Raw genomic sequence first — 22,678 nt, forward strand, 5'->3', positions numbered from 1 at the left:
CTCTGCCGTGGTACTGAAAACAAAACCGCGTAAGCAGGGCTTACGCGGTTAGTTTCAACAATAGATCAGGATTCTAGCGCCTACACGCCAAACTTCAAGTAAGACTTTAACTTCGCCCTACAAACAGTCAGCTTATTTACGTGCAGTGACCACAGTCGGTGCCATGGCGAGGGCTCGCTTGGCTTCGATGAAGGTCTTGCTCCAATAGCTGTCACCCAGGCTGTCTACTCGCACGCCGCCACTGCGACGGCTGCTGGAGTGGATGAACTGATCATCCCCCAGATAGATACCGGCGTGGCTGACGCGCCCGCGACCGTTGGTGCTGAAGAACAGCAGATCGCCCGGCTTGAGGTTGTTACGCGCTACCAGAGGAGCCTTGACGTTGATCATTTCGCGAGTGGAGCGCGGCAGGTTCATGCCCGCCTCTTCGCGAAACAGATAACCAATGAAACCGCTGCAATCGAAGCCGGCTTCCGAGGTACCGCCGAAACGGTAACGGGTACCGATCAGGGACATGCCGCGCTCAAGGATGCTGTCAGCCAGAACTGGCAACTGGTAAGGCTTGCTGTCAGAGAACTCTGCCAGTTCCTTTTCAGTTGCCAGCTCTTCCTGGTAAACAGCGGAAGACTGGTTTTTTGCGGAGACTTGAGCCTGTTGCACGGGTTGCTGCTGAGACACAGGGGTGTGAGAAGCGCAACCAAACAACAGGGTAACGAGTGCGAGAGGCACGAGGGGTGCGAAGCGATTTAGCATGGGCACGACCGTGGCTTGAAATAAAAGAAGACGCGACTATGCCTTCTATCGCCCTCATTTGCAAATTCAATCGATCAGAATGTGACTTATGAGTTTCTTCCGTACATCTAAGGCTTTAAGCCCATTTTAAGTCCGCCCGCCTCTGGAAACCCTTCCAAAGGTGCGTTTTCTGACGCCTGAAATATGCCGAACGCCTTCCAGCGAAGCGCTGCAGGCCTTGGTTTTACCAGCCCAGAGTCTCTTTCAGGAAAGGAATGGTCAGCTTGCGCTGAGCTTGCAATGAGGCCTGATCAAGGCGCTCGAGCAACTCGAAAAGTGCACTCATGCTGCGAGTCCCGCGAGTCAGAATAAAATGCCCGACTTCATCGGTCAGATGCAGCCCACGACGGGACGCACGCAGTTGCAGGGCACGCAATTTATCTTCATCAGAGAGCGGACGCATCTGGAATATCAGCGCCAGGGTCAGACGGGACTTCAAGTCCGCCAGTTTCACCGGCAACTCCCGGGGCGAGGTCGAGGCCGCGATCAGCAAGCGCCGACCACTGTCACGCAAGCGATTGAACAGATGGAACAGCGCCTCTTCCCAATCGGCCTTGCCGGCCACCGCCTGCAGATCATCCAGGCAGACCAATTCGTACTGTTCAAGATTGTCGAGAATCTCGATACCACGATCCAGCAACTCTGCCAGCGGCAGGTAAACTGCCGGCTCCCCCAACTGCTCGAAACGCAAACACGCCGCCTGCAGCAAGTGCGTACGACCTACGCCGTCCTTGCCCCAGAGGTAGATCAGGCTTTCGGTCCAACCGGCGTCGGCTTCGCATAGGCGCTCGACGTAGCCGAGTGCAGCGGCATTGGCGCCTGGATAGTAGTTGATGAAGGTGGCGTCATCACGCAGACGCACACCTAGGGGCAGCTGAATCGGTTTCATGCTGACTGAACAGTTCCAAAGGAACCGTTAGTGGCCTCTGTGTAAAGTTTGCAAAGTTTATACCCGTGACGCCGAGCGCACAATGCAGCAGACCACAAGCAAAATCAAAGGTTTGCGTCAGCCGAAGCGGGGCAAAGGGGATTCTTTGACAGCCCGGACAGCAACAGATGGACAGTCATGAATGGGCGCCCCTGCTCGTCGAGCCTTTTGCCCGCCTACAGTTCGGGGTCTTCAGCACCACTGTAGATGTCCGAGTCCTTGTACAGGTCATGCACATGGCGTACGAGCACCATGATCACCGCCGCCACCGGCAGAGCCAGCAGCACCCCGGTAAACCCGAACAGCTCGCCACCCGCAAGAATGGCAAAGATTACCGCCACCGGATGCAGACCAATGCGATCACCTACCAGCAACGGCGTCAGCACCATCCCCTCCAGCGCCTGCCCGACCATGAATACCGCAACGATGCCGAGCATCGGGTACAAGTCGCCACCAAACTGGAACAGACCGGCTATCAGCGCAGCTCCAATGCCTATGACAAAGCCCATGTACGGCACGATCGCTGCCAAACCGGCAATCAGGCCGATCAACAAGCCCAGCTCGAGCCCTACCAACATCAGCCCTGCCGCATAGATCACCCCGAGAGCCAGCATCACCAACAATTGCCCGCGGACAAATGCCCCCAGCACCTCATGACACTCACCCGCCAGGGACATCACCCGCTCCTCGCGATTGCGCGGCAACAGGCTCCGGATCTTGGCCATCATCAGATCCCAGTCCCGCAGCAGGTAGAAGCTGACCACCGGGATCAGTACCAGGTTGGCCAGCCAGCCGATCAGCGCCAAACCCGAAGCCGTGGCCTGGCTCAGCACCACACCCACGATGTCCGTGGTCTGCCCCATATGCTCGCTGATGGCAGCCTTGACCTTGTCGAACTTCCAGAAGCCATCCGCCAACCCCAGCCGGGACTGCACCCAGGGCATTGCCGAGTGCTGCATCCAGTCGAGCATTTGCGGCGCCAATTCATACAATCGCAGCAACTGCTTGGCCAGCATCGGCACCAATACCAGCAGCAGCGTCATCACGATCAGGGTGAACAGCGCAAACACAGCCACCACACCCCAGGTTCGGGACAGCCCCCATTTTTCCAGGCGATCCACCAAGGGGTCGAACAGATAGGCCAGCAACAGCGCCACCAGGAACGGACTCAGGATCGGGTGCAGCAGGTAAACCAACCCACAAACCAGGAGCACTCCACCCAACCAGACCCAACGACGCGTATCAGCCATAAACCACTCCTGCTTCTATATAGAAGGAAATCAACCTGCTACCAACGAAAACGCAACTGTGCCGGTGTCGCAGGCGCTGCGACCGGCGCGGTGCCTTGCCCGCCTTGCACAGACACCTGGGGAGCCGGCACCTCATCAGCCGGGATCTCTTGCAGCTTGGCCAGGGACAACTGCGCCCGCAGTTGCTCCGCGCTGCCATTGACCCGATAGACGACCCGGTCACCGTCGATACTCTGCAACTGCGCACCGAAAGGCTCCAAAAGGTGCCCCAAGGCGGCATAGTGCTCCAGGGTCATGCCCTGCACTTCCAGCAACTGCTCACTGGAAACACCGGGACGGGTAACGAAACGCGGTGCCAGACGCTGACTCACCGCAAGCAACACGCCATCTGCCAGGGCGGCGGTATCAGCCCCCTGAACAGTGCCTTGCTCTTTCTGATCGCCAAGCCACAACCGCCACTTGGCCTGCCATTGGCCGCCCTCTTCACGAGCATGTACCGCCAACAGCGCATCTGCGCCGTAGCGCTCAGAAGCTTCACGCAGCGGAGTCGGGTCGGCGCCTTCGAGATTCGGCGCCGTCGCGACGATCTGCTCATCCAGGTCGCCAAGAGGCAAACGCAGAGGCAGGCCACGATGCTGAGCGGCTCGCCGCAGGGGCGCGGCACTGGCCTGGCCATCCCCGACCAGGCTCGAGCCTTCGGTTGAGTCACTCAGCCACCAACCGAGGATCGACGGCCGATTGCTTCCCCACAATGGCAACCCCGCCTGACGCAGGGCACGATCGGTACTGACCGGATCGAAGTCCACCTGCAAGCTTTCCGGCGGCCCGGCGTCATAACCGTACTGACTGATGATCTGCTGCGGGTCCTTGCGGATCGCTGCCAGACCGGGACCCTGCGCAGCCTTGGCGTCACCAGTGAGACGCAGCACCAGGGTTTCCAGTGCTCGCTGGGTGGCCTGGTTGCGCTCTTCGGGCGACTGGCTGCTCACCGGCTCACGCACCTGATACAAGCCATTGAGGGTTTCGGCATGACTCGCCAGGCTGACCAATGACAAACAGCCCACAAATAGAAATTTACCCAGACGCATGGAAGATTCCCGACGACAAAAAACGATTGAAACAGTACCCATGAACCGCTGCGAGCAAGGCTGTGACCACAAGCCCCGGCAAAACATTCACCCGTCGCCCGATTGTTTTCGCACTGTCATAACGATAGCCACTTGAGCGCTATACCTTATACAGGCATGGGCAGGGGCACCAACACGGCCAATCGCAGTTTTTTAACCGGATATGCCTCTACCCGTCGGCCCGAGGATGGCCGCTGCCCCTCAAGCCTGATAAAATCGCGCGCCTTCGCAGACCGGCATCAGCTGGGCACCCTGAAACCCTTTTGCAGTGTTTCAGCAGGCTCTCTGGTTCGGTCGATACCCCCTGAATCCCCCCTAAAGGCCTGGATCATGAGCAAGCAACCCTCCCTGAGCTACAAAGACGCCGGTGTAGACATCGACGCCGGTGAAGCATTGGTCGAACGCATCAAGAGCGTCGCCAAGCGCACTGCGCGCCCGGAAGTCATGGGCGGCCTGGGCGGTTTCGGCGCCCTCTGCGAAATCCCGGCCGGCTACAAGCAGCCTGTACTGGTTTCCGGTACTGACGGCGTCGGCACCAAGCTGCGCCTGGCCCTGAACCTGAACAAGCACGACAGCATCGGCATCGACCTGGTGGCCATGTGTGTCAACGATCTGGTGGTCTGCGGCGCCGAACCGCTGTTCTTCCTCGACTACTACGCCACCGGCAAGCTCAACGTCGACACCGCAGCCCAGGTAGTGACCGGCATCGGCGCCGGCTGCGAACTGTCCGGCTGCTCCCTGGTGGGCGGCGAAACCGCTGAAATGCCAGGCATGTACGAGGGCGAAGACTACGACCTGGCCGGTTTCTGCGTCGGCGTGGTGGAAAAAGCCGAAATCATCGACGGCTCGAAAGTCGCCGCCGGTGACGCCCTGCTGGCCCTGCCGTCTTCCGGCCCGCACTCCAACGGCTACTCGCTGATCCGCAAGATCATCGAAGTATCCGGTGCCGACATCGAAAGCATCCAGCTGGACGGCAAGCCACTGACCGACCTGCTGATGGCCCCGACCCGCATCTACGTCAAGCCGCTGCTCAAGCTGATCAAGGACACTGGCGCGGTCAAGGCCATGGCCCACATTACCGGCGGCGGCCTGCTGGACAACATCCCGCGCGTGCTGCCAAAAGGCGCCCAGGCGGTGGTCGATGTGGCGAGCTGGAAGCGTCCGGCGGTCTTCGACTGGCTGCAAGAGCAAGGCAACGTCGACGAACACGAAATGCACCGCGTACTGAACTGTGGCGTGGGCATGGTCATCTGCGTCGCCCAGGACCAGGTCGAAAACGCCCTGAACGTTCTGCGCGAAGCTGGCGAGCAGCCTTGGGTCATTGGCCAAATCGCCACCGCAGCCGAAGGCGCGGCCCAGGTTGAGCTGAAGAACCTCAAGGCCCACTGATGCAAGAGCGGATGTCGCCGACCTGTGATGTTGTGGTGCTGCTGTCCGGCACCGGCAGTAACCTGCAAGCCCTGATCGACAACGCGCGGACCGACGACAGTCCGTTTCGCATCGCTGCCGTGATCTCCAACCGCGCTGACGCCTATGGCCTGCAGCGCGCCAAGGAAGCGGGTATCGCTACCCGCTTCCTTGATCACACCACCTTCGAAGGCCGCGAGGCCTTCGACCAGGGGTTGATCGAGCTGATCGATACCTTCCAACCAAAACTGGTGGTACTGGCCGGGTTCATGCGCATTCTCAGCGCTGGATTCGTCCGCCACTACCAGGGCCGCCTGTTGAATATCCATCCCTCGCTGCTACCCAAATATAAAGGGTTACACACTCATCAGCGGGCGCTGGAGGCCGGAGATACCGAGCACGGTTGCAGTGTGCACTTCGTCACCGAGGAACTCGATGGCGGGCCTCTGGTCGTACAGGCTGTGATCCCGGTAGAGTTGCACGACTCGCCGCAAAGCCTGGCGCAGCGAGTGCACGTCCAGGAACACCGGATTTACCCCATGGCCGTACGCTGGTTTGCCGAAGGTCGGCTGACGCTCGGCGATCAGGGTGCTTTACTGGATGGTCAATTACTGGCCGCCAGCGGCTATTTGATTCGAACCTAGGAGATTTTATGCGTCGCGCCCTGCTCTTCGCTTGTGCTCTGTTCGCCCTGCCGGTTGTGCAGGCGGCAGACCTTCAACCGTTCTCCGCCAGCTATACCGCCGACTGGAAGCAGTTGCCCATGAGCGGCACAGCTGAACGCAGCCTGGAAAAAACCGCCAACGGCACGTGGAAACTCAGCTTCAAGGCATCGATGATGATCGCCAGCCTGAGTGAAGAAAGCACCCTGACCCTGGACAAGGACACCCTGGTGCCCCAGTCCTATCACTTCGAACGCGGTGGTCTGGGCAAGGCCAAGAAAGCCGACCTGGACTTCGACTGGAGCGCGAAGATGGTCACCGGCACCGACCGCGGCGATGCGGTCAAGCTGCCTCTGAATACCGGCATGGTGGACAAATCCACCTACCAGCTGGCCCTGCAGCATGACGTAGCCGCCGGCAAGAAGACCATGAGCTATCAAGTGGTCGATGGCGGTGAAGTCGACACCTATGACTTCCGCGTCCTGGGCTCGGAGAAGGTCGACACCAAGGCCGGCCAGATCGATGCGATCAAGGTCGAGCGCGTGCGCGACCCGACACAGAGCAAACGCATCACCGTGATGTGGTTCGCCAAGGACTGGGATTACCTGCTGGTACGCCTGCAACAGGTGGAAACCGACGGCAAGGAGTACAACATCATGCTCCTCAACGGCACCGTCAACGGCAAGACAGTCAAAGGCAGTTAAGCCGCAGCACGATCAAAGCCTCGCGAAAGCGGGGCTTTTTTTTGCTTGAAATGTCACTCCATGTCCGCCTGCCAGACGCCGGGGCAAGCCCTCCTAGATGAAACTTTTGTCATGAAACTTCGCCGACTGCGGCGAAATGTCACGGTTTTCGCGGCCTGCGGGATTGTCGCCGATCCTGCAAAGGTCTGTTGCAGATCCAGGCAATTTACTTAGCAAGCTAACAAAATATATAAAAGAGCCCTGCACACGCCTTGCTGCAGATCAACCGAGATTGGAGCTAGCAGATGACTGTAAAAGTAACTGAACGCGACGATTCACATATGTCCCATGAAGGCGTAGCCGCGGGTGTACGGATCTGGGATGTACATCAACAAGACATGCTGGTGGGCATGTTCCACTCCGAGAGCGACGCCCACAGCTACAAGGCTGAACTGGAAAAACTCGAGCAGAACCGCGCGCCTCAGAGTTCCTGACTCAACGTCAGCGCAGGAGCACCGGGATCTCCACGCGGATTCCTACCTGCTCCCCATAAACGACCAACCCCGCCATGAGCGGGGTTGGTCGTTACCGGATGCTTACCACATCAGATCATCAGGGATCTGATAGGCCGCGTATGGATCATCCTCATCCGGCGCCTCGGTGGGAGTATTGAGCTGTACGATACGCCGCGGATCGCGCTCCTGAATCTTCAGCGCCGCCTCCCGCGGAATCACCTCGTAACCACCACCGTGGTGAACGATGGCCAGGGAGCCACTGCTGAGCTTGTTGCGCATCAGGGTGTTCACCGACAGACGCTTGACCTTCTTGTCGTCGACGAAGTTGTAGTAATCCTCGGTGTTCAGCTTGGGCAGACGCGAGACTTCGATCAGTTGCTTGATCTGCGCTGCACGGGCCTTCTGCTCGGCCTTCTCCTGCTGCTGACGATTGAGCTCCTGGTCACGCTTGACCTTCTCGGCCATGGCTTCCTGGGCTGCGCGCTGCTGGGAGTCATCGAGTTCGATCTGGCCTTTATGGGCCAGGCGCTGCTGCTTCTGCTTGTCTTTGCTGACCTGCTTGGCCTGCTTTTGGTTGACCAGCCCTGCTTTGAGCAACTGGTCGCGAAGGGAAAGGCTCATGGTGCTTACTCACTTAGGCAACGGCCTCAGCCACAGCTGGGCAAATTCTTTTCCTGACGCTTGGCTTCACCCCACAGGGCGTCCAAGTCTTCGAGGGTGCAATCTTCCACGGGACGGCCGGTGTCGCGCAATGCCTGCTCGATAAATCGGAAGCGCCGATCGAACTTGGCATTGGCACCGCGCAAGGCGGTTTCCGGGTCGACCTTCAGGTGCCTGGCCAGGTTGACCACGACAAACAGCAAGTCACCGATTTCATCAGTGATGGCTGCCGGGTCGTTGTCGGCCATGGCCTCCAGCACCTCGTCCAGTTCCTCACGAACCTTGTCCACCACCGGCAGGGCGTCCGGCCAGTCGAAGCCGACCTGCGCCGCGCGCTTTTGCAACTTGGCCGCGCGGGACAGGGCCGGCAGGGCCACCGGCACATCATCGAGCAGGGACAGCTGCTGCGGAGCGTCGGACTTCTCTGCCCGTTCCTCGGCCTTGATCTGCTCCCAGCGCTCCTTGACCTGCTCCTCATTGAGCCGCGGGATATCCAGCGGCGCGTACAAGTCGCCAGTAGGGAATACATGGGGATGCCGGCGAATCAGCTTGCGGGTGATGCTGTCCACCACCCCATCGAATTCGAAGCGCCCCTCCTCCCGGGCCAGCTGGCTGTAATACACCACCTGGAACAGCAGATCGCCCAGCTCACCCTGCAAGTGGTCGAAGTCGCCGCGCTCGATGGCGTCGGCGACCTCATAGGCCTCCTCCAAGGTATGGGGAACGATACTGGCGTAGTTCTGCTTGATGTCCCACGGGCAACCGTATTGCGGGTCCCGCAGGCGCGCCATCAGGTGGCGCAGGTCTTCAAGGCTGTACATCAGTTCATCCATTTCATGCGGGCATCACGGGGTTCGATTGCGCCGGGTCTCGATGATGTTCGGCAGCTGGGAGATGCGCCCCAGCAAACGTCCCAATGCATCCAGGCCCGGAATTTCGATGGTCAAGGACATCAACGCAGTGTTGTCCTCCTTGTTCGAACGAGTGTTGACCGCCAATACGTTGATGCGCTCATTGAGCAGCACCTGGGACACGTCACGCAGCAGGCCGGAACGGTCGTAGGCGCGAATGATGATGTCCACCGGATAGGTGAGCACCGGCACCGGCCCCCAGCTGACCTGGATGATCCGCTCCGGCTCGCGCCCGGCCAGTTGCAGCACCGAGGCACAGTCCTGGCGGTGAATGCTCACGCCACGGCCCTGGGTGATGTAACCGACGATCGCATCCCCCGGCAGCGGCTGGCAGCAACCCGCCATCTGGGTCATCAGGTTGCCCACCCCCTGGATCTGGATGTCGCCACGCTTGCCCGGCTTGTAGCCGGCGGCCTTGCGCGGGATCAGCTCCAACTGCTCGTTGCCGCGCTCGGGCTCCACCAGTTGCTGGGCCAGGTTGACCAGTTGCGCCAGGCGCAAATCGCCCGCACCCAGAGCCGCGAACATGTCCTCGGCAGTCTTCATGTTGGCCTTGTCGGCCAACTTGTCGAAGTCCACCTGAGGCAGGTCGAGACGATTCAGCTCGCGTTCCAGCAGGGTCTTGCCGGCGGCGACGTTCTGATCGCGAGCCTGCAGCTTGAACCAGTGGACGATCTTCGCCCGCGCCCGGGACGTGGTGACGTAACCCAGGTTCGGGTTCAGCCAATCGCGACTCGGGGTGCCGTGCTTGCTGGTGATGATCTCCACCTGCTCGCCGGTCTGCAGGCTGTAGTTGAGGGGCACGATGCGCCCGTTGATCTTCGCGCCACGGCAGTTGTGGCCGATCTCGGTGTGCACCCGATAAGCGAAGTCCAGCGGCGTGGCGCCCTTGGGCAGGTCGATGGCGTGGCCGTCGGGGGTGAAGATGTACACCCGATCCGGCTCGATATCCACCCGCAGCTGTTCGGCCAGGCCGCCGATGTCCCCCAGCTCCTCGTGCCATTCCAGCACCTGACGCAGCCAGGAGATTTTCTCTTCGTAATGGTTGGAGCCGGACTTGACGTCGGTGCCCTTGTACTTCCAGTGGGCACACACCCCCAGCTCCGCTTCCTCGTGCATCGCGTGGGTGCGGATCTGCACTTCCAGCACCTTGCCCTCGGGGCCGATCACCGCGGTGTGCAGCGAGCGATAGCCGTTTTCCTTGGGGTTGGCGATGTAGTCGTCGAATTCCTTGGGAATATGCCGCCACAAGGTATGCACGATGCCCAGTGCGGTGTAGCAGTCGCGCATTTCCGGCACCAGCACCCGCACGGCGCGCACATCGTAGATCTGGCTGAACTCCAGACCCTTGCGCTGCATTTTGCGCCAGATGGAGTAGATGTGTTTGGCCCGCCCACTGATGTCGGCGTTGACCCCAGTGGCCTTCAGTTCGTTCTGCAGCTGGTTCATCACGTCGCTGATGAAGCGTTCGCGATCCAGGCGCCGCTCATGCAGGAGCTTGGCGATCTGCTTGTATTGCTCGGGCTCCAGGTACCGGAAGGACAGGTCCTCCAGCTCCCACTTGATATGGCCGATGCCCAGGCGATGAGCCAGGGGCGCGTAGATGTCAAAGACTTCCCGGGCCACTCGATTGCGCTTCTCTTCGTCGGCGCTTTTCACCGCACGAATGGCACAGGTTCGCTCCGCCAGCTTGATCAGCGCCACCCGCACGTCATCGACCATGGCCACCAGCATCTTGCGCAGGTTTTCAACCTGCGCCTGAGTGCCGAGTACCAGGGACTGGCGAGGACTGAGACTGGCGGTGATGGCTGCCATGCGCAGCACACCATCGATCAGCTTGGCCACCACCGGACCAAAACGCTGGCTGACCGCCGGCAACTGGATCTGGCCCTCGCGGACGCCGCGGTACAGTACCGCGGCGACCAGGGAATCCTGGTCCAGTTTGAGATCAGCAAGAATCTCGGCGATCTCCAGGCCCGTGCTGAAACTCGACACGCCCTCGGAGCTCAGGCCTTTGGCGGCAATGTGTTGTAGCTCGGCCTCACGAGCGAACTCGCAGGCCTCTTTCAAGGCTTCACGGTCCAGTACCATGTCGACGCTGACCGTATGATCAAGCCATGCCTCGAGATTGATACTGCCGTCGGTGTTGATCGGCTGGTGCGCTCTCACCTGTACCATCTTGCTTTACCTTCCCTACGACGCACATTCAATGCGTCAAATCGCTGATCTTCAACGCTCGGGCACAGCTCGCAGGGCCAGCGAACCACACCAGAAAGATCAGTCGGATTAGACAAGCCATCCTAGCTCGCTTCGAATAACGCCATGGCCTCGACATGCGCCGTCTGAGGAAACATATCGAGGATCCCGGCACGTTTTAACCTATAGCCCTGCTTGATCAGTTCGACCGTGTCACGAGCCAAAGTTGCCGGATTGCATGACACGTACACCAACCGCTTGGCACCCAGGCTCGCCAAGTGGCGGACCACCTCGAAAGCACCGTCGCGGGGTGGGTCCAAGAGTACCGCAGAAAAGCCTTCATCAGCCCACTCGGCAGCACTCAGAGGTTGGGATAAATCGGCTTGAAAAAAGCGCGTGTTATGCAAATTGTTGCTGGCAGCATTTTCAGCGGCCCGCGCCACCATGGTCGCCACGCCTTCCACTGCCACCACTTCCCGCACCTGCCGAGCCAGCGGCAAGGCGAAGTTGCCCAGGCCGCAGAACAAATCCAGCACCCGCTCCTGAGCTTGCGGCGCGAGCCACTCCAGAGCCTGGGCCACCATCGCTTCATTGACCCCCGCATTGACCTGGACGAAGTCACCCGGCCGATACGCCAGGTGCAGATCCCAGGTCTCCAGGCGATAACCCAGTGACTGCGATGGATCAAAGGGTTGCGGCTCACCTTCACCGTGCAGCCACAATTGCGCCTGATGGAAATCGCAGAAGTCCTTGAGGATCGTCAGGTCGCTCTCGGACAACGGCGCCATATGGCGCAACAGCACCGCTAGCGCCGAACCACTGAACAACTCCACATGCCCCAGTGCCTGAGGCTTGCTCAAGCGTCGCAGCATAGCGGGCAAACGGTTCATGACAGGTTGCAAAGCCTGTACCAGCACCGGGCAATCGTCGATGGCGACAATGTCCTGGCTACCGGCAGCACGGAAACCCACCTCAAGTTGCTTGCCCTTGGCGTCCCAGCGCACCGCCACCCGGGCGCGACGCCGATAGCCGAACTCGGGACCGCTCAAGGGAGCGGCCCAGGCCTCGGGCTCGACACCCGCGACCTTGGACAACTGCTCGGCGAGCATGCGCTGTTTCAGGGCAAGCTGTTCGGCATGGGGCAGGTGCTGGACACTGCAACCGCCGCAACGCCCGGCGTGGGCGCAGGCCGCCGGGCGACGCAGATCACTGGCGTTGAAGATGCGCTCGGCACGGGCCTCCACCACTTTGCCATGGCTGCCCAACACCCGAGCTTCGACTTCTTCACCGGCCAGGGCACCGCTGACGAACCAGGTACGCCCTTCGACAAAGGCAATGCCACGGCCATCATTGGCCAGACGCTGGATAGCCAACCGCTGCTTCTTGCCCACCGGAATCTGTGGGGCCCGGCTACCGCCCGCAGGCTGGAAGCGCAGGCCTCTCTCGTGCTTAGCCATCAGTTGGGCGCATCGAAAATGCCGGTCGACAGGTAACGATCGCCACGGTCACAGATGATCGCGACCATGACCGCGTTTTCCACTTCCCGGGACAGGCGCAGCATCGCCGCCACCGCACCACCGGAAGACACGCCGCAGAAGATGCCCTCTTCCCGAGCCAGGCGCCGGGTCACGTCTTCAGCTTCGCTCTGGGCCATATCGACGATGCGATCGACCCGGCTGGCCTGATAGATCTTCGGCAGGTACTCCTCGGGCCAGCGGCGAATGCCGGGAATCGCCGAGCCTTCCATCGGCTGCAGACCCACGATCTGCACCTGGGGATTCTGTTCTTTGAGATAGCGCGAAGTGCCCATGATGGTGCCGGTGGTGCCCATCGAGCTGATGAAGTGGGTGATGCTGCCCTGGGTCTGGCGCCAGATTTCGGGACCGGTGCCAGTGTAGTGGGCCTCCGGGTTGTCGCCGTTGGCGAACTGATCGAGCACCTTGCCACGGCCTTCGGCCTGCATCCGCTCGGCCAGGTCACGGGCGCCTTCCATGCCCTCTTCCTGGCTCACCAGGATCAGCTCGGCACCATAGGCGGTCATTGCCGCCTTGCGCTCGGCGCTGGAGTTGTCGGGCATGATCAGGATCATCTTGTAACCCTTGATCGCGGCAGCCATGGCCAGGGCGATCCCGGTGTTGCCCGACGTCGCTTCGATCAGGGTATCCCCGGCCTGGATCTGCCCACGCAACTCGGCGCGGGTGATCATCGACAGTGCCGGGCGGTCCTTGACCGAACCCGCCGGGTTATTGCCCTCGAGCTTGAGCAGCAGGGTATTGCTGGTGGCGCCAGGCAGGCGCTGCAAACGAACCAGCGGGGTGTTGCCGACGCAATCGGCGATGGTTGGGTACTGCAAGGTCATGGCGTATTCGCAATCCAGACTGCGGGGGCGCCTATCATACCGGCAAACGCCCAAGCGCCATATCACGCAAAGTGCGGGGCTTATGGCTTATTGATATAAGGCGGCACAGGGTCGTCTCAAGCCTCCGGCAAGCGCATGTGAACACGCAAGCCATGGGCCGTGTTCTGCGCCCACAAACGACCTCCCTGGCGCTCCACCGCATTGCGCGCAATGCTCAGGCCGAGGCCGAAACCTCCATCTCCCGGCCGTGAACCGTCCAGACGGATAAACGGATCGAACATGCGCTCCAACGCCTCTTCCGCTACCCCCGGCCCTTGGTCGTCCAGCCACAGATGCCAATATTCAGCGTCACGTCGACCATCGAGGATGACCAGAGCCCCGGGTGGCGAATGCCGGATGGCATTGCGCAGGATGTTTTCCAGAGCCTGGGCCAGGGTATTGAGATGCCCGCGCACCCAGCAATCCGCCGGCAGATCACAGCGCAACTGCGCTGGCGACCAGCCGCTCTCGAAGCAGGCGTTCTCGCTGAGCATTTCCCACAAGGCCTGGACCTGAATCTGCTCCTCCGGCAGCGGCGCCCGCTCGGTGTCCAGCCAGGCCAGTTGCAGGCTGTCCTCCACCAGGCGCTGCATGGCGTCGACTTCCCGGGACAAGCGCTCACGCAATGCCCCCAGGCTCTGCTCGCTGTCGCAAGCCACCCGCAGACGACTCAAGGGAGTGCGCAACTCGTGGGACAGGTCCCGCAGCAACTGCTGCTGCACAGCCACGGTGCTTTGCAGCCGCTCGGACATCTGATCGAACGCTCGCCCCAACTCCCCCAACTCGTCCTTGCGCTGAGTGGTCTCGGTGCACAGCCGCACATTCAACTGCTCCGCACGCCAGGCATTGGCCTGCTCCCGCAACTGATTGAGCGGCACCACCAACAAGCGGTACAAGCCCACGCACAGCAGCAGCGTGAACAGTCCGGGGATCACGCCGTTGGTGATCACGCGCCAGAACACACGGTATCGCCCGGGCATGAAACGCTGCGGCAGCTCGATGACCAGACTGCCGAGAGACGGATCATCGGGGAACGGAATTTTCAGCCAGGGCAACCCGCGACTGTGCCGGCTCACCGGCCAATCCGCCCCCCGCAGGAACGTCAGGCGCTGAGCCTCGGCCGCTGTCAGCGGGTAGCTGCTCAGCGCTTGCAGATCACTGCCGATGACGCCGACCCAGGTGCTCTCACGGCCTGCCATTGCCTGGATCCAGACATCCACGCCGGCATGCTGGCCGGTCTTCCAGGCCTGTTCCGCTTCCTGCGCGTAACTGCGCAAGGTAGCCCGGGCTTCATCGGCGAGGTACAGGTTCTTCTGCTCAACATAGCGCCCCCAGGACCAGCTCAACCAGATCATCAACAGACAGAACGCCACCAGCAGGCAGGCCAGCTTCCAGAACAGGGAGTGCCGGCCCGGCAGATCAGACCAGCTCATCGAAGGCACTCAGCACATAGCCCTTGCCCCACACCGTACGCACTTCACGTTCGCTGTAGCCCAGCGCCTTGAGCTTGCGACGTATCTGACTGACATGCATGTCCAGACTGCGATCGTGGGCCGCATACCCGCGTTGCAGGACATGCTGATAAAGGAAGGCCTTGCTCAGCACCTCATCGACGTTGCGGTGCAGGGTTTCCAGCAGGCGGTATTCGCTACGGGTAAGGCCCGCCGGGCGCTCGGCAAAGAACACGTCACACAGCTCGTCATCAAAACGCAGGCTCTGCACGCTGCTGCTGAGTTTCGGTGGTGTCGGCCGCCGGTCCAGGGCCACTCGCCGCAGGATGGCTTCGATGCGTACCCGCAGCTCGGCCATGCTGAAGGGCTTGGGCAAGTAGTCGTCTGCGCCCAGGCGGAATCCACTGATGCGATCGGCCTCTGCTCCCAGGGCCGACATCAGCAGCACCGGCGTGGAGTGACTCCGGCGAAAGTGGGTCAGCACCTCCAGGCCGTCCATGCCCGGTAACAGGATGTCCATCAACACCACATCGAAGGCTTGCCGACGCGCGATCCCCAGACCTTCCTGGCCGTTCTGGCACCAGGTCACGGCAAAGCCGCAGCGCCCCAGCTGCTCATGCACATAGGCACCGAGCACCGGGTCGTCTTCAATTGCCAGGATACGGGGAGGCTCAACAGCTACGGGAGTCATTAGCTTCTGCAAGTCATTCTCAGTTGGGCGATTATTCAAGATTGCCCGGTTTGCGGCAACCAGCGCCTTGGTCGTAGCCCCCTATCCGCCCTCCGGCTGTCGGCTAACGGTCTGCAATTTGCCAAGATCAGCCCCTGGCAAATCGTTACACTGCGCAGGTGGCGCATCACGGACGTGCCCGTCGACCTTTCAAAACAGCGTGGAAGCAGGAGAGTTGCGTGCTCAAGAAACTGGGAATCAAAGGCCGCGTACTGTTGCTGACCTTACTGCCCACCAGCCTGATGGCTTTGGTACTGGGCGGCTACTTCACCTGGATGCAGCTCTCCGACCTGCAGACCCAACTGCTGCAGCGCGGCGAAATGATCGCCGAACAACTGGCCTCCCTGGTGGCGCCGGCGATGGGCAACCGCAACTCGCCGATGCTCGAACGCATCGCCACCCAAGCCCTGGAACAGCAGGACGTACGCGCGGTGTCATTCCTTGCCCCCGATCGCACGCTCATGGCCCACGCCGGCCCCAGCATGCTCAATCCACCGCCCAGCGATAACAGCACCCACATCATGCAACGCAGTGGGAATGACGCGACCCGCTACCAACTGCCGGTCTTCGGCCGCCACCGCAATCTGGCCGGTGACCTGATCCCCGATGAATCAGACCGTTTGCTGGGCTGGGTGGAACTGGAGCTGTCCCACAGCGGCATGCTGTTGCGCGGTTACCGCAGCCTGTTCGCCAGTCTGCTGTTGATTGCCGCCGGCCTGGCCGGTGCTGCCCTGCTGGCAGTGCGCATGGGGCGGACCATCAACAACCCGCTGACCCAGATCAAGCAGGCCGTGGCGCAACTCAAGGACGGCAACCTGGAAACCCGCTTGCCGCCCTTGGGCAGCCAGGAGCTGGATGAGCTGGCCTCGGGCATCAATCGCATGGCCAGCACCCTGCAGAATGCCCAGGAAGAACTGCAGCACAGCATCGATCAGGCCACCGAAGACGTGCGCCAGAACCTGGAAACCATCGAGATCCAGAACATCGAGCTGGACCTGGCGCGCAAGGAAGCCCTGGAAGCCAGCCGCATCAAGTCGGAGTTCCTGGCCAACATGAGCCATGAGATCCGCACGCCCCTCAATGGCATTCTCGGTTTCACCCACCTGCTGCAGAAAAGCGAGCTGACACCGCGCCAGCTGGATTACCTGGGCACCATCGAAAAATCCGCCGACAGCCTGTTGGGGATCATCAACGAGATCCTCGACTTCTCGAAAATCGAAGCCGGCAAGCTGGTGCTCGACAGCATTCCCTTCAACCTGCGGGACTTGCTGCAGGACACCTTGACCATCCTCGCGCCGGCAGCCCACGCCAAGCAGCTGGAACTGGTGAGCCTGGTCTATCGGGATACGCCTTTGTCCCTGGTGGGCGATCCACTGCGGCTCAAGCAGATCCTCACCAATCTGGTGAGCAACGCCATCAAGTTCACCCGCGAAGGCACCATCGTCGCCCGGGCGATGCTGGAAGAAGAACACGAAGACAGCGTGCAACTGCGCATCAGCATTCAAGACACCGGCATCGGCCTGTCCAACCAGGATGTTCGCGCTCTGTTCCAGGCCTTCAGCCAGGCCGACAACTCGCTGTCGCGGCAACCCGGCGGCACCGGGCTGGGGCTGGTGATCTCCAAACGCCTGATCGAACAGATGGGTGGCGAAATCGGAGTCGACAGCACCCCGGGCGAAGGCTCGGAATTCTGGATCAGCCTGAACCTGCCGAAAACCCGCGATGACGCCGAGGACCTGCCGGGTCCGCCATTGCTGGGGCGACGCGTAGCGGTGCTGGAGAATCACGAACTGGCCCGTCAGGCCCTGCAGCATCAACTGGAAGACTGCGGCCTGGAAGTGACCCCGTTCAACACCCTGGACGCCCTGACCAATGGCATTACCGGCGTACACCAAAGCGACCAGGCCATTGACCTGGCCGTGCTCGGCATCACCACCAACGACATGTCTCCCGAACGCCTGAGCCAGCACATCTGGGACCTGGAACACCTGGGCTGCAAAGTCCTGGTGCTGTGCCCGACCACCGAACAGACGCTGTTCCACCTGTCGGTCCCCAACCCCCACAGCCAGTTGCAGGCCAAGCCGGCCTGCACCCGCAAACTGCGTCGCGCCCTGTCTGACCTGGTCACCCCGCGCCGGGCCCGCAGCGAGCCGGAGGAAAGCCTCTCCAGCCGTGCGCCACGGGTCCTGTGTGTCGACGACAACCCGGCCAACCTACTGCTGATCCAGACCTTGCTGGAGGACATGGGCGCCAAGGTGCTGGCGGTGGACAACGGTTACGCAGCCCTGAACGCGATCCAGAACGAACCTTTCGACCTGGTGATGATGGACGTGCAAATGCCGGGCATGGACGGCCGACAAAGTACCGAGGCGATCCGCCAATGGGAAAGCGAGCGCCATGGCACGCCACTGCCCATCGTGGCCCTGACCGCCCATGCCATGGCCAACGAAAAACGCGCCCTGCTGCAAAGCGGCATGGACGATTACCTGACCAAGCCCATCAGTGAACGGCAGCTGGCCCAGGTGGTACTGAAATGGACTGGGCTGGCCTTGCGCAATCAAGGCCCGGAGCGAGCCAATGAACGCTCGGAACTGAACCTGGAGCTGCAAGTGCTGGATCAGGACGAAGGCCTGCGCCTGGCGGCCGGCAAGGCTGATCTGGCGGCGGACATGCTGGCCATGTTGCTGGCCTCACTGGAGGCCGATCGCGAGGCGATCAACGCCGCTCGTGCAGCCAACGACCACAGCGCCCTGATCGAACGGGTCCACCGCCTGCACGGAGCCACCCGATATTGCGGAGTGCCGCAGTTGCGCGCCGCCTGCCAGCGCAGCGAAACCCTGCTCAAGCAGGAAGACGTCAAAGCCTTTGCCGCTCTGGATGAGCTGGACCACGCCATCAGCCGTCTCGCCGCCGAAGCGCGGATCAACGCCTGATCCAGGACAAGACCTGCCCGGCGCCCGGCCTGCATGCTGGGCGTCCCGACCAAGGATGCAAGCATGCGTACGATTCTTTTCAGCAGCCAGACCTACGACCGTGAAAGTTTTCTCGGCGCCAGCCTGCCCACGGGTATCGAACTGCAATTCCAGGCCGCCCGCCTGAGCCTGGACACCGCGGCCCTGGCCGAGCGCCATGAAGTGGTCTGTGCCTTTATCAACGACGACCTGAGCGCTCCGGTGCTGGAGCAACTGGCCGCCGGCGGTACCCGGCTGATCGCCCTGCGTTCAGCCGGCTACAACCATGTCGACCTGCCCGCCGCCAAGCGCCTGGGCCTGGATGTGGTCCGGGTCCCGGCCTACTCGCCCCATGCCGTGGCGGAACATGCGGTGGCCCTGATCCTGGCGCTGAACCGACGCCTGCATCGAGCCTACAATCGCACCCGTGAAGGCGACTTCACCCTTCACGGCCTGACCGGCTTCGATCTGGTGGGCAAGACCGTGGGCATTGTCGGCACCGGGCAGATCGGCGCCACCTTCGCTCGCATCATGGCCGGCTTCGGCTGCCAATTGCTGGCTTACGACCCCTTCCCCAACCCTGCCGTCGAGGCCCTGGGGGCCCGCTACCTGAGCCTGCCGGAGCTACTGGCCCAGGCGCAGATCATCAGCCTGCACTGCCCACTCACCAACGACAGTCGCTACCTGATCAATCAGGACAGCCTGGCGCACATGCAGCCCGGGGCCATGCTGATCAATACCGGGCGTGGCGGCCTGGTGGATACACCGGCGCTGATCGACGCGCTCAAGAGCGGCCAACTGGGTTACCTGGGGCTGGACGTCTATGAAGAGGAAGCCCAGCTGTTCTTCGAGGACCGTTCCGACCTGCCCCTGCAGGATGACGTGCTGGCCCGGCTGCTGACCTTCCCCAATGTGATAGTCACCGCGCACCAGGCCTTCCTGACCCATGAGGCCCTGGCGGCCATCGCCGACACCACGTTGCACAACATCGCCAGCTGGGCTGCGGGCCAGCCGCAAAATCAGGTCCGAGGCTGAAATCCCGGTCACGGCCTGATCGAAGGTCGCCTGCCCGCAACCTGCGGCGCAGGGGCCCGTGCTAGCATACGCGGCAGATTTGGAGGACCCATGGTCGAACACGATTTCCGCTACAACCTGATGAACCCGCAACACACCCTGATCGAATGCCGCGCCCTGGTACCGGGTCGTTATCAAGTCACCGGCAACGGTGGTTCGATCCGTACCGACGACGTGCTGCTGGTCACACTCAAGGGCAGCAAGGACCTGTCCATGCGCCTGACAGTGGACACCGTCCGCCACCTGATCAATCCGGTCGGCCAATGGGTCGCCGTGGCCCGTGGCCCGGTATTCGGCGAACTGGCGATTCATCAATGGCAAGTCAACTGCGACAGCTGCACAGCAGAGCTCAACTTCGAGTTCGCAGTGGACGCCAAGCTCGGCACCAAGGCCCAGAAACCTGCCGCCAGCGCACGCATTGCCGAGCTGGGCTGGGCCAGTGAGGGTGAACGCCACCTCTGCCCGAAATGCCAGCAGGCCGGCCAATGAAACGCCTGGCGCTGACTGCGGCACTGGGGGCCGGCCTGATGGGCTGCGCCGCCGAGCCGCTGAAGCTGCAGCAGGATCGCAGTTACGTCCTGGAGTGGATCGGCGAACGGCCACTGATCGATTACAGCCACCTGACCATCACCTTGGGTGAAGACGGTCGCGCCTATGGCAATGGCGGCTGCAACCACTGGTTCGCGCCTTACACTCTGGACGGCGAAAAGCTCCGTTTCGGCAAGGTAGGCAGCACCCGCAAACTCTGTGCTCCAGCCTTGATGGAGCAGGAACGGCGCTTCCTCCAGGCCTTGGAAAGCGTGGAGCGCTGGGATGTTTCGCCGATCGAGCAAGTGCGCTTCTGGCCTGCCGAAGGCAAGCCGCTGCGCTGGTGGCTGGAAGAAGGCTGATCCGAACCGGGGCAGGTTGACCCCAACGCCTGCGGCCGCCGACGCTATCAGCGGCTGCAGGCAGTCCCCCATCAATGACCGCGCAGGGCCTGCAATTTTGCCAGTACACCCGCGGCGGTCTGCTCGCCCAGCAGTTGCTCACGCACCTTGCCCTTGTCGTCAATGATGTAGGTCACCGGCAGCGCCTCGCTGCGTGGCAAATCGAAGAGTTGCTCGGGATTCTGCGCCAGCACCGTGAACTTGATCCCCAGCTTCTCACTGGCGTTCTTGAGCTCCTCGCCCTGCACATTGTCAAAATTGACCCCCAGCACGGTGGCCGACTGCCCTTTGAGCTGCTCGTTCAGGGCATTCAATTCCGGCACTTCTGTGCGGCAAGGCCCGCACCACTCCGCCCAGTAGTTGAGCACCAGCCATTGCTTGTCGAGGCGCTCGACGGCGACTTTCTGGCCGTATTGGTCGACCCCGTAGTCATTCCCGCAGCCGCCCAGCAATAGGGTGGTGAATATCGCCAATGCTGCTGCCAATTGCCTTGCCATGCCGTGTTTCCTGTGTTGAAGGGGGCCTTGAAAAATGATCGATGACCGATAATCGCTGCGACCTATCGACTCCCAAGGTTCAGGAGAGTCCGTCGCGCGGGTAGAATAGCCGCCACCTTACGCAAGATGCGACCCGCACATGACCGATCTGACGCTTTATCACAACCCGCGCTGCTCGAAATCCCGCGGTGCGCTGGAACTCCTGGAACAACGCGGCCTGGCGCCGACCGTGGTCCGCTACCTGGAAACCCCACTGGACGCCACCCAGTTGCACCGCCTGCTGGGCAAGCTCGGCCTCAGTGCGCGCCAACTGTTGCGCACCGGCGAGGATGAGTACAAAGAGCTCAACCTGGCGGACACCCGCCTCAGCGAAGAACAACTGATCGCTGCTATCGCCCAACACCCGAAACTCATGGAGCGGCCGATTCTCGAAACCGCCGACAAGGCCATCATCGGGCGCCCACCGGAAAATGTGCTGGAGATCCTGCCTTGAGCGCGCCGTACATCCTGATCCTCTACTACAGCCGCAACGGTTCGACCAACGAGATGGCCCGGCAGATCGCCCGGGGCGTCGAACAGGCCGGCCTGGAAGCGCGCCTGCGCACCGTGCCGGGAGTTTCCACCGAGTGCGAAGCCGTGGCACCGAGCATTCCCGAAAGCGGCGCGCTGTACGCCAGTCTCGACGACCTGAAGCACTGCTCGGGCCTGGCCCTGGGCAGCCCGACTCGCTTCGGCAACATGGCAGCCCCACTGAAGTACTTTCTCGACGGCACCAGCAACCTCTGGCTGACCGGCGCCCTGGTGGGCAAGCCCGCCGGTGTCTTCACCTCCACCGCCAGCCTGCATGGCGGCCAGGAAGCCACCCTGCTGTCGATGATGCTGCCGCTGTTGCATCACGGCATGCTGATCACCGGCCTGCCCTACAGCGAGTCGGCGTTGCTGGAAACCCGCGGCGGTGGTACGCCTTATGGCGCAAGCCATCATGCCGGGGCGGACGGCAAGAGCCCGCTGGACGAACATGAAATCGCCCTGTGCCGGGCCTTGGGCCTGCGCCTGGCGAAAACCGCTCAGCAATTGGAGAACGGCCGTGGCTAAAAAGCCGAAGATCCTGCCCCCGGTGGAATGGCTGGAACCTCGGGTCCGGATAGCCCGAATCCTCAGCCTGATCTGTTTTTTCGGCCTGATAGGCCTGCTCTGCGTTTACTACCTGCTGCTAGCCGACCTCCACGGCGCCCGGCCCTGGGTGATCCTGCTGATCGAACTGGTGCCCCTGCTGTTGATGGCACCGGGCATGCTCAGCGGCAGTGCTCGCGGACACGCGTGGATGTGCTTTGTGGTCAACCTGTACTTCATCAAGGGGGCTCTGGCGGCCTACGACCCGAATCGCCAGCTGTTCGGCCTGCTGGAAATGTTCGCCAGCCTGGCGGTATTCACCTCGGCACTGCTCTACGTACGCTGGCGCTTCCAGCTCAATCGCCGGCTCGCTGGCGAAGGTGCCAACCCGGCCTGACGCCCCG

The 22,678-nt window shown here is 61.7% G+C and carries 23 protein-coding genes; 11 read left to right on the forward strand and 12 right to left on the reverse strand.

Annotated elements, in window-relative coordinates; translation table 11 throughout:
• Window positions 1-132 precede the first annotated feature (132 nt).
• The 4 genes from J5M73_RS04510 to J5M73_RS04525 form a co-directional block, all read right to left on the reverse strand.
• Window positions 133-753, reverse strand: coding sequence for an NlpC/P60 family protein (locus J5M73_RS04510; RefSeq protein WP_102860746.1), 621 nt, complete (start codon window positions 751-753; stop codon window positions 133-135).
• 223 nt (window positions 754-976) lie between these two features.
• Window positions 977-1,681, reverse strand: a complete 705-nt coding sequence (hda, locus tag J5M73_RS04515) for a DnaA regulatory inactivator Hda (RefSeq protein ID WP_007898944.1) — start codon at window positions 1,679-1,681, stop codon at window positions 977-979.
• A gap of 215 nt (window positions 1,682-1,896) precedes the next feature.
• Window positions 1,897-2,970 carry an AI-2E family transporter gene (locus J5M73_RS04520; protein ID WP_102860745.1) on the reverse strand — a complete coding sequence of 358 codons (1,074 nt, stop codon included), beginning with the start codon at window positions 2,968-2,970 and terminating at the stop codon, window positions 1,897-1,899.
• A 38-nt stretch (window positions 2,971-3,008) separates the two neighbouring features.
• Window positions 3,009-4,058: a DUF2066 domain-containing protein gene (locus J5M73_RS04525; protein ID WP_102860744.1), complete on the reverse strand. Its 1,050-nt coding sequence runs from the start codon at window positions 4,056-4,058 to the stop codon at window positions 3,009-3,011.
• Window positions 4,059-4,427: 369 nt separating this feature from the next.
• Here J5M73_RS04525 and purM point away from each other — a divergent pair, with 369 nt between their 5' ends.
• The 4 genes from purM (at window position 4,428) to J5M73_RS04545 (ending at window position 7,343) form a co-directional block, all read left to right on the forward strand.
• On the forward strand, window positions 4,428-5,486 hold the full coding sequence (purM, locus tag J5M73_RS04530) for a phosphoribosylformylglycinamidine cyclo-ligase (RefSeq protein WP_102860743.1): 1,059 nt from the start codon (window positions 4,428-4,430) through the stop codon (window positions 5,484-5,486).
• Between the two features lie 11 nt (window positions 5,487-5,497).
• Entirely contained in the window at window positions 5,498-6,148 is a 651-nt protein-coding gene (purN, locus tag J5M73_RS04535; RefSeq protein ID WP_102861000.1) for a phosphoribosylglycinamide formyltransferase, read from the forward strand.
• An 8-nt stretch (window positions 6,149-6,156) separates the two neighbouring features.
• Entirely contained in the window at window positions 6,157-6,870 is a 714-nt protein-coding gene (locus J5M73_RS04540; RefSeq protein ID WP_102860742.1) for a DUF3108 domain-containing protein, read from the forward strand.
• Window positions 6,871-7,154: 284 nt separating this feature from the next.
• Window positions 7,155-7,343 (forward strand): hypothetical protein, encoded by a 189-nt coding sequence (locus J5M73_RS04545; RefSeq protein ID WP_011062706.1) that lies wholly within the window; start codon window positions 7,155-7,157, stop codon window positions 7,341-7,343.
• A 102-nt stretch (window positions 7,344-7,445) separates the two neighbouring features.
• Here J5M73_RS04545 and J5M73_RS04550 read toward each other — a convergent pair whose 3' ends face one another.
• From J5M73_RS04550 to J5M73_RS04580, 7 genes are all read right to left on the reverse strand, one after another.
• Complete coding sequence (locus J5M73_RS04550) at window positions 7,446-7,985, reverse strand: DUF2058 domain-containing protein (protein ID WP_060840548.1); 540 nt, start codon at window positions 7,983-7,985, stop codon at window positions 7,446-7,448.
• 26 nt (window positions 7,986-8,011) lie between these two features.
• Window positions 8,012-8,845 (reverse strand): nucleoside triphosphate pyrophosphohydrolase, encoded by an 834-nt coding sequence (gene mazG / locus J5M73_RS04555; RefSeq protein WP_102860999.1) that lies wholly within the window; start codon window positions 8,843-8,845, stop codon window positions 8,012-8,014.
• Window positions 8,846-8,869: 24 nt separating this feature from the next.
• Window positions 8,870-11,113, reverse strand: coding sequence for a GTP diphosphokinase (relA, locus tag J5M73_RS04560; RefSeq protein ID WP_102860741.1), 2,244 nt, complete (start codon window positions 11,111-11,113; stop codon window positions 8,870-8,872).
• A gap of 122 nt (window positions 11,114-11,235) precedes the next feature.
• Window positions 11,236-12,588 (reverse strand): 23S rRNA (uracil(1939)-C(5))-methyltransferase RlmD, encoded by a 1,353-nt coding sequence (rlmD, locus tag J5M73_RS04565; protein ID WP_102860740.1) that lies wholly within the window; start codon window positions 12,586-12,588, stop codon window positions 11,236-11,238.
• Window positions 12,588-13,490, reverse strand: a complete 903-nt coding sequence (cysM, locus tag J5M73_RS04570) for a cysteine synthase CysM (RefSeq protein WP_102880559.1) — start codon at window positions 13,488-13,490, stop codon at window positions 12,588-12,590. Before cysM ends, rlmD begins: the two co-directional genes overlap by 1 nt.
• A 116-nt stretch (window positions 13,491-13,606) precedes the next feature.
• Window positions 13,607-14,962 carry a sensor histidine kinase gene (locus tag J5M73_RS04575; RefSeq protein WP_102860738.1) on the reverse strand — a complete coding sequence of 452 codons (1,356 nt, stop codon included), beginning with the start codon at window positions 14,960-14,962 and terminating at the stop codon, window positions 13,607-13,609.
• On the reverse strand, window positions 14,949-15,671 hold the full coding sequence (locus J5M73_RS04580; protein ID WP_102860737.1) for a response regulator transcription factor: 723 nt from the start codon (window positions 15,669-15,671) through the stop codon (window positions 14,949-14,951). The genes J5M73_RS04575 and J5M73_RS04580 overlap by 14 nt, the downstream gene beginning before the upstream one ends.
• Before the next feature lie 218 nt (window positions 15,672-15,889).
• Between J5M73_RS04580 and J5M73_RS04585 the strand changes: the two genes are divergently transcribed.
• The 4 genes from J5M73_RS04585 (at window position 15,890) to J5M73_RS04600 (ending at window position 20,625) form a co-directional block, all read left to right on the forward strand.
• Window positions 15,890-18,643, forward strand: coding sequence for a response regulator (locus tag J5M73_RS04585; RefSeq protein WP_102860736.1), 2,754 nt, complete (start codon window positions 15,890-15,892; stop codon window positions 18,641-18,643).
• 63 nt (window positions 18,644-18,706) lie between these two features.
• Window positions 18,707-19,696, forward strand: coding sequence for a 2-hydroxyacid dehydrogenase (locus tag J5M73_RS04590; RefSeq protein ID WP_102860735.1), 990 nt, complete (start codon window positions 18,707-18,709; stop codon window positions 19,694-19,696).
• Window positions 19,697-19,786: 90 nt separating this feature from the next.
• Window positions 19,787-20,224 (forward strand): hypothetical protein, encoded by a 438-nt coding sequence (locus J5M73_RS04595; RefSeq protein ID WP_102860734.1) that lies wholly within the window; start codon window positions 19,787-19,789, stop codon window positions 20,222-20,224.
• Entirely contained in the window at window positions 20,221-20,625 is a 405-nt protein-coding gene (locus J5M73_RS04600) for an META domain-containing protein (RefSeq protein WP_102860733.1), read from the forward strand. The genes J5M73_RS04595 and J5M73_RS04600 overlap by 4 nt, the downstream gene beginning before the upstream one ends.
• A 71-nt stretch (window positions 20,626-20,696) precedes the next feature.
• Here the strand turns inward: J5M73_RS04600 and J5M73_RS04605 are convergent, their stop codons facing one another.
• A complete protein-coding gene (locus tag J5M73_RS04605) occupies window positions 20,697-21,161 on the reverse strand; it encodes a TlpA disulfide reductase family protein (RefSeq protein ID WP_102860732.1) in 465 nt (154 codons plus the stop codon).
• A 139-nt stretch (window positions 21,162-21,300) separates the two neighbouring features.
• Here J5M73_RS04605 and arsC point away from each other — a divergent pair, with 139 nt between their 5' ends.
• The 3 genes from arsC to J5M73_RS04620 are packed head-to-tail and all read left to right on the forward strand — an operon-like array spanning window position 21,301 to window position 22,671.
• Window positions 21,301-21,654 (forward strand): arsenate reductase (glutaredoxin), encoded by a 354-nt coding sequence (arsC, locus tag J5M73_RS04610; RefSeq protein ID WP_102860731.1) that lies wholly within the window; start codon window positions 21,301-21,303, stop codon window positions 21,652-21,654.
• A complete protein-coding gene (gene wrbA, locus J5M73_RS04615) occupies window positions 21,651-22,256 on the forward strand; it encodes an NAD(P)H:quinone oxidoreductase (RefSeq protein ID WP_102860730.1) in 606 nt (201 codons plus the stop codon). Before arsC ends, wrbA begins: the two co-directional genes overlap by 4 nt.
• Entirely contained in the window at window positions 22,249-22,671 is a 423-nt protein-coding gene (locus J5M73_RS04620) for a DUF2069 domain-containing protein (protein WP_102860729.1), read from the forward strand. Before wrbA ends, J5M73_RS04620 begins: the two co-directional genes overlap by 8 nt.
• Window positions 22,672-22,678: the final 7 nt, after the last annotated feature.

Source organism: Pseudomonas sp. 50_B, assembly GCF_017491625.1.
GTDB lineage: Bacteria > Pseudomonadota > Gammaproteobacteria > Pseudomonadales > Pseudomonadaceae > Aquipseudomonas > Aquipseudomonas danubii.

What these genes read in the sequence shown, in the direction of transcription:
- J5M73_RS04595 (WP_102860734.1), top strand. Translation starts at nt 19,787, where the DNA reads ATGGTCGAACACGATTTCCGCTACAACCTGATGAACCCGCAACACACC.
- J5M73_RS04550 (WP_060840548.1), bottom strand. Translation starts at nt 7,985, where the DNA reads ATGAGCCTTTCCCTTCGCGACCAGTTGCTCAAAGCAGGGCTGGTCAAC.
- J5M73_RS04510 (WP_102860746.1), bottom strand. Translation starts at nt 753, where the DNA reads ATGCTAAATCGCTTCGCACCCCTCGTGCCTCTCGCACTCGTTACCCTG.
- J5M73_RS04580 (WP_102860737.1), bottom strand. Translation starts at nt 15,671, where the DNA reads ATGACTCCCGTAGCTGTTGAGCCTCCCCGTATCCTGGCAATTGAAGAC.
- arsC (WP_102860731.1), top strand. Translation starts at nt 21,301, where the DNA reads ATGACCGATCTGACGCTTTATCACAACCCGCGCTGCTCGAAATCCCGC.
- J5M73_RS04600 (WP_102860733.1), top strand. Translation starts at nt 20,221, where the DNA reads ATGAAACGCCTGGCGCTGACTGCGGCACTGGGGGCCGGCCTGATGGGC.
- J5M73_RS04590 (WP_102860735.1), top strand. Translation starts at nt 18,707, where the DNA reads ATGCGTACGATTCTTTTCAGCAGCCAGACCTACGACCGTGAAAGTTTT.
- mazG (WP_102860999.1), bottom strand. Translation starts at nt 8,845, where the DNA reads ATGTACAGCCTTGAAGACCTGCGCCACCTGATGGCGCGCCTGCGGGAC.
- J5M73_RS04605 (WP_102860732.1), bottom strand. Translation starts at nt 21,161, where the DNA reads ATGGCAAGGCAATTGGCAGCAGCATTGGCGATATTCACCACCCTATTG.
- J5M73_RS04575 (WP_102860738.1), bottom strand. Translation starts at nt 14,962, where the DNA reads ATGAGCTGGTCTGATCTGCCGGGCCGGCACTCCCTGTTCTGGAAGCTG.
- relA (WP_102860741.1), bottom strand. Translation starts at nt 11,113, where the DNA reads ATGGTACAGGTGAGAGCGCACCAGCCGATCAACACCGACGGCAGTATC.
- hda (WP_007898944.1), bottom strand. Translation starts at nt 1,681, where the DNA reads ATGAAACCGATTCAGCTGCCCCTAGGTGTGCGTCTGCGTGATGACGCC.
- J5M73_RS04520 (WP_102860745.1), bottom strand. Translation starts at nt 2,970, where the DNA reads ATGGCTGATACGCGTCGTTGGGTCTGGTTGGGTGGAGTGCTCCTGGTT.
- J5M73_RS04545 (WP_011062706.1), top strand. Translation starts at nt 7,155, where the DNA reads ATGACTGTAAAAGTAACTGAACGCGACGATTCACATATGTCCCATGAA.
- purM (WP_102860743.1), top strand. Translation starts at nt 4,428, where the DNA reads ATGAGCAAGCAACCCTCCCTGAGCTACAAAGACGCCGGTGTAGACATC.
- cysM (WP_102880559.1), bottom strand. Translation starts at nt 13,490, where the DNA reads ATGACCTTGCAGTACCCAACCATCGCCGATTGCGTCGGCAACACCCCG.
- rlmD (WP_102860740.1), bottom strand. Translation starts at nt 12,588, where the DNA reads ATGGCTAAGCACGAGAGAGGCCTGCGCTTCCAGCCTGCGGGCGGTAGC.
- purN (WP_102861000.1), top strand. Translation starts at nt 5,498, where the DNA reads ATGTCGCCGACCTGTGATGTTGTGGTGCTGCTGTCCGGCACCGGCAGT.
- J5M73_RS04540 (WP_102860742.1), top strand. Translation starts at nt 6,157, where the DNA reads ATGCGTCGCGCCCTGCTCTTCGCTTGTGCTCTGTTCGCCCTGCCGGTT.
- J5M73_RS04525 (WP_102860744.1), bottom strand. Translation starts at nt 4,058, where the DNA reads ATGCGTCTGGGTAAATTTCTATTTGTGGGCTGTTTGTCATTGGTCAGC.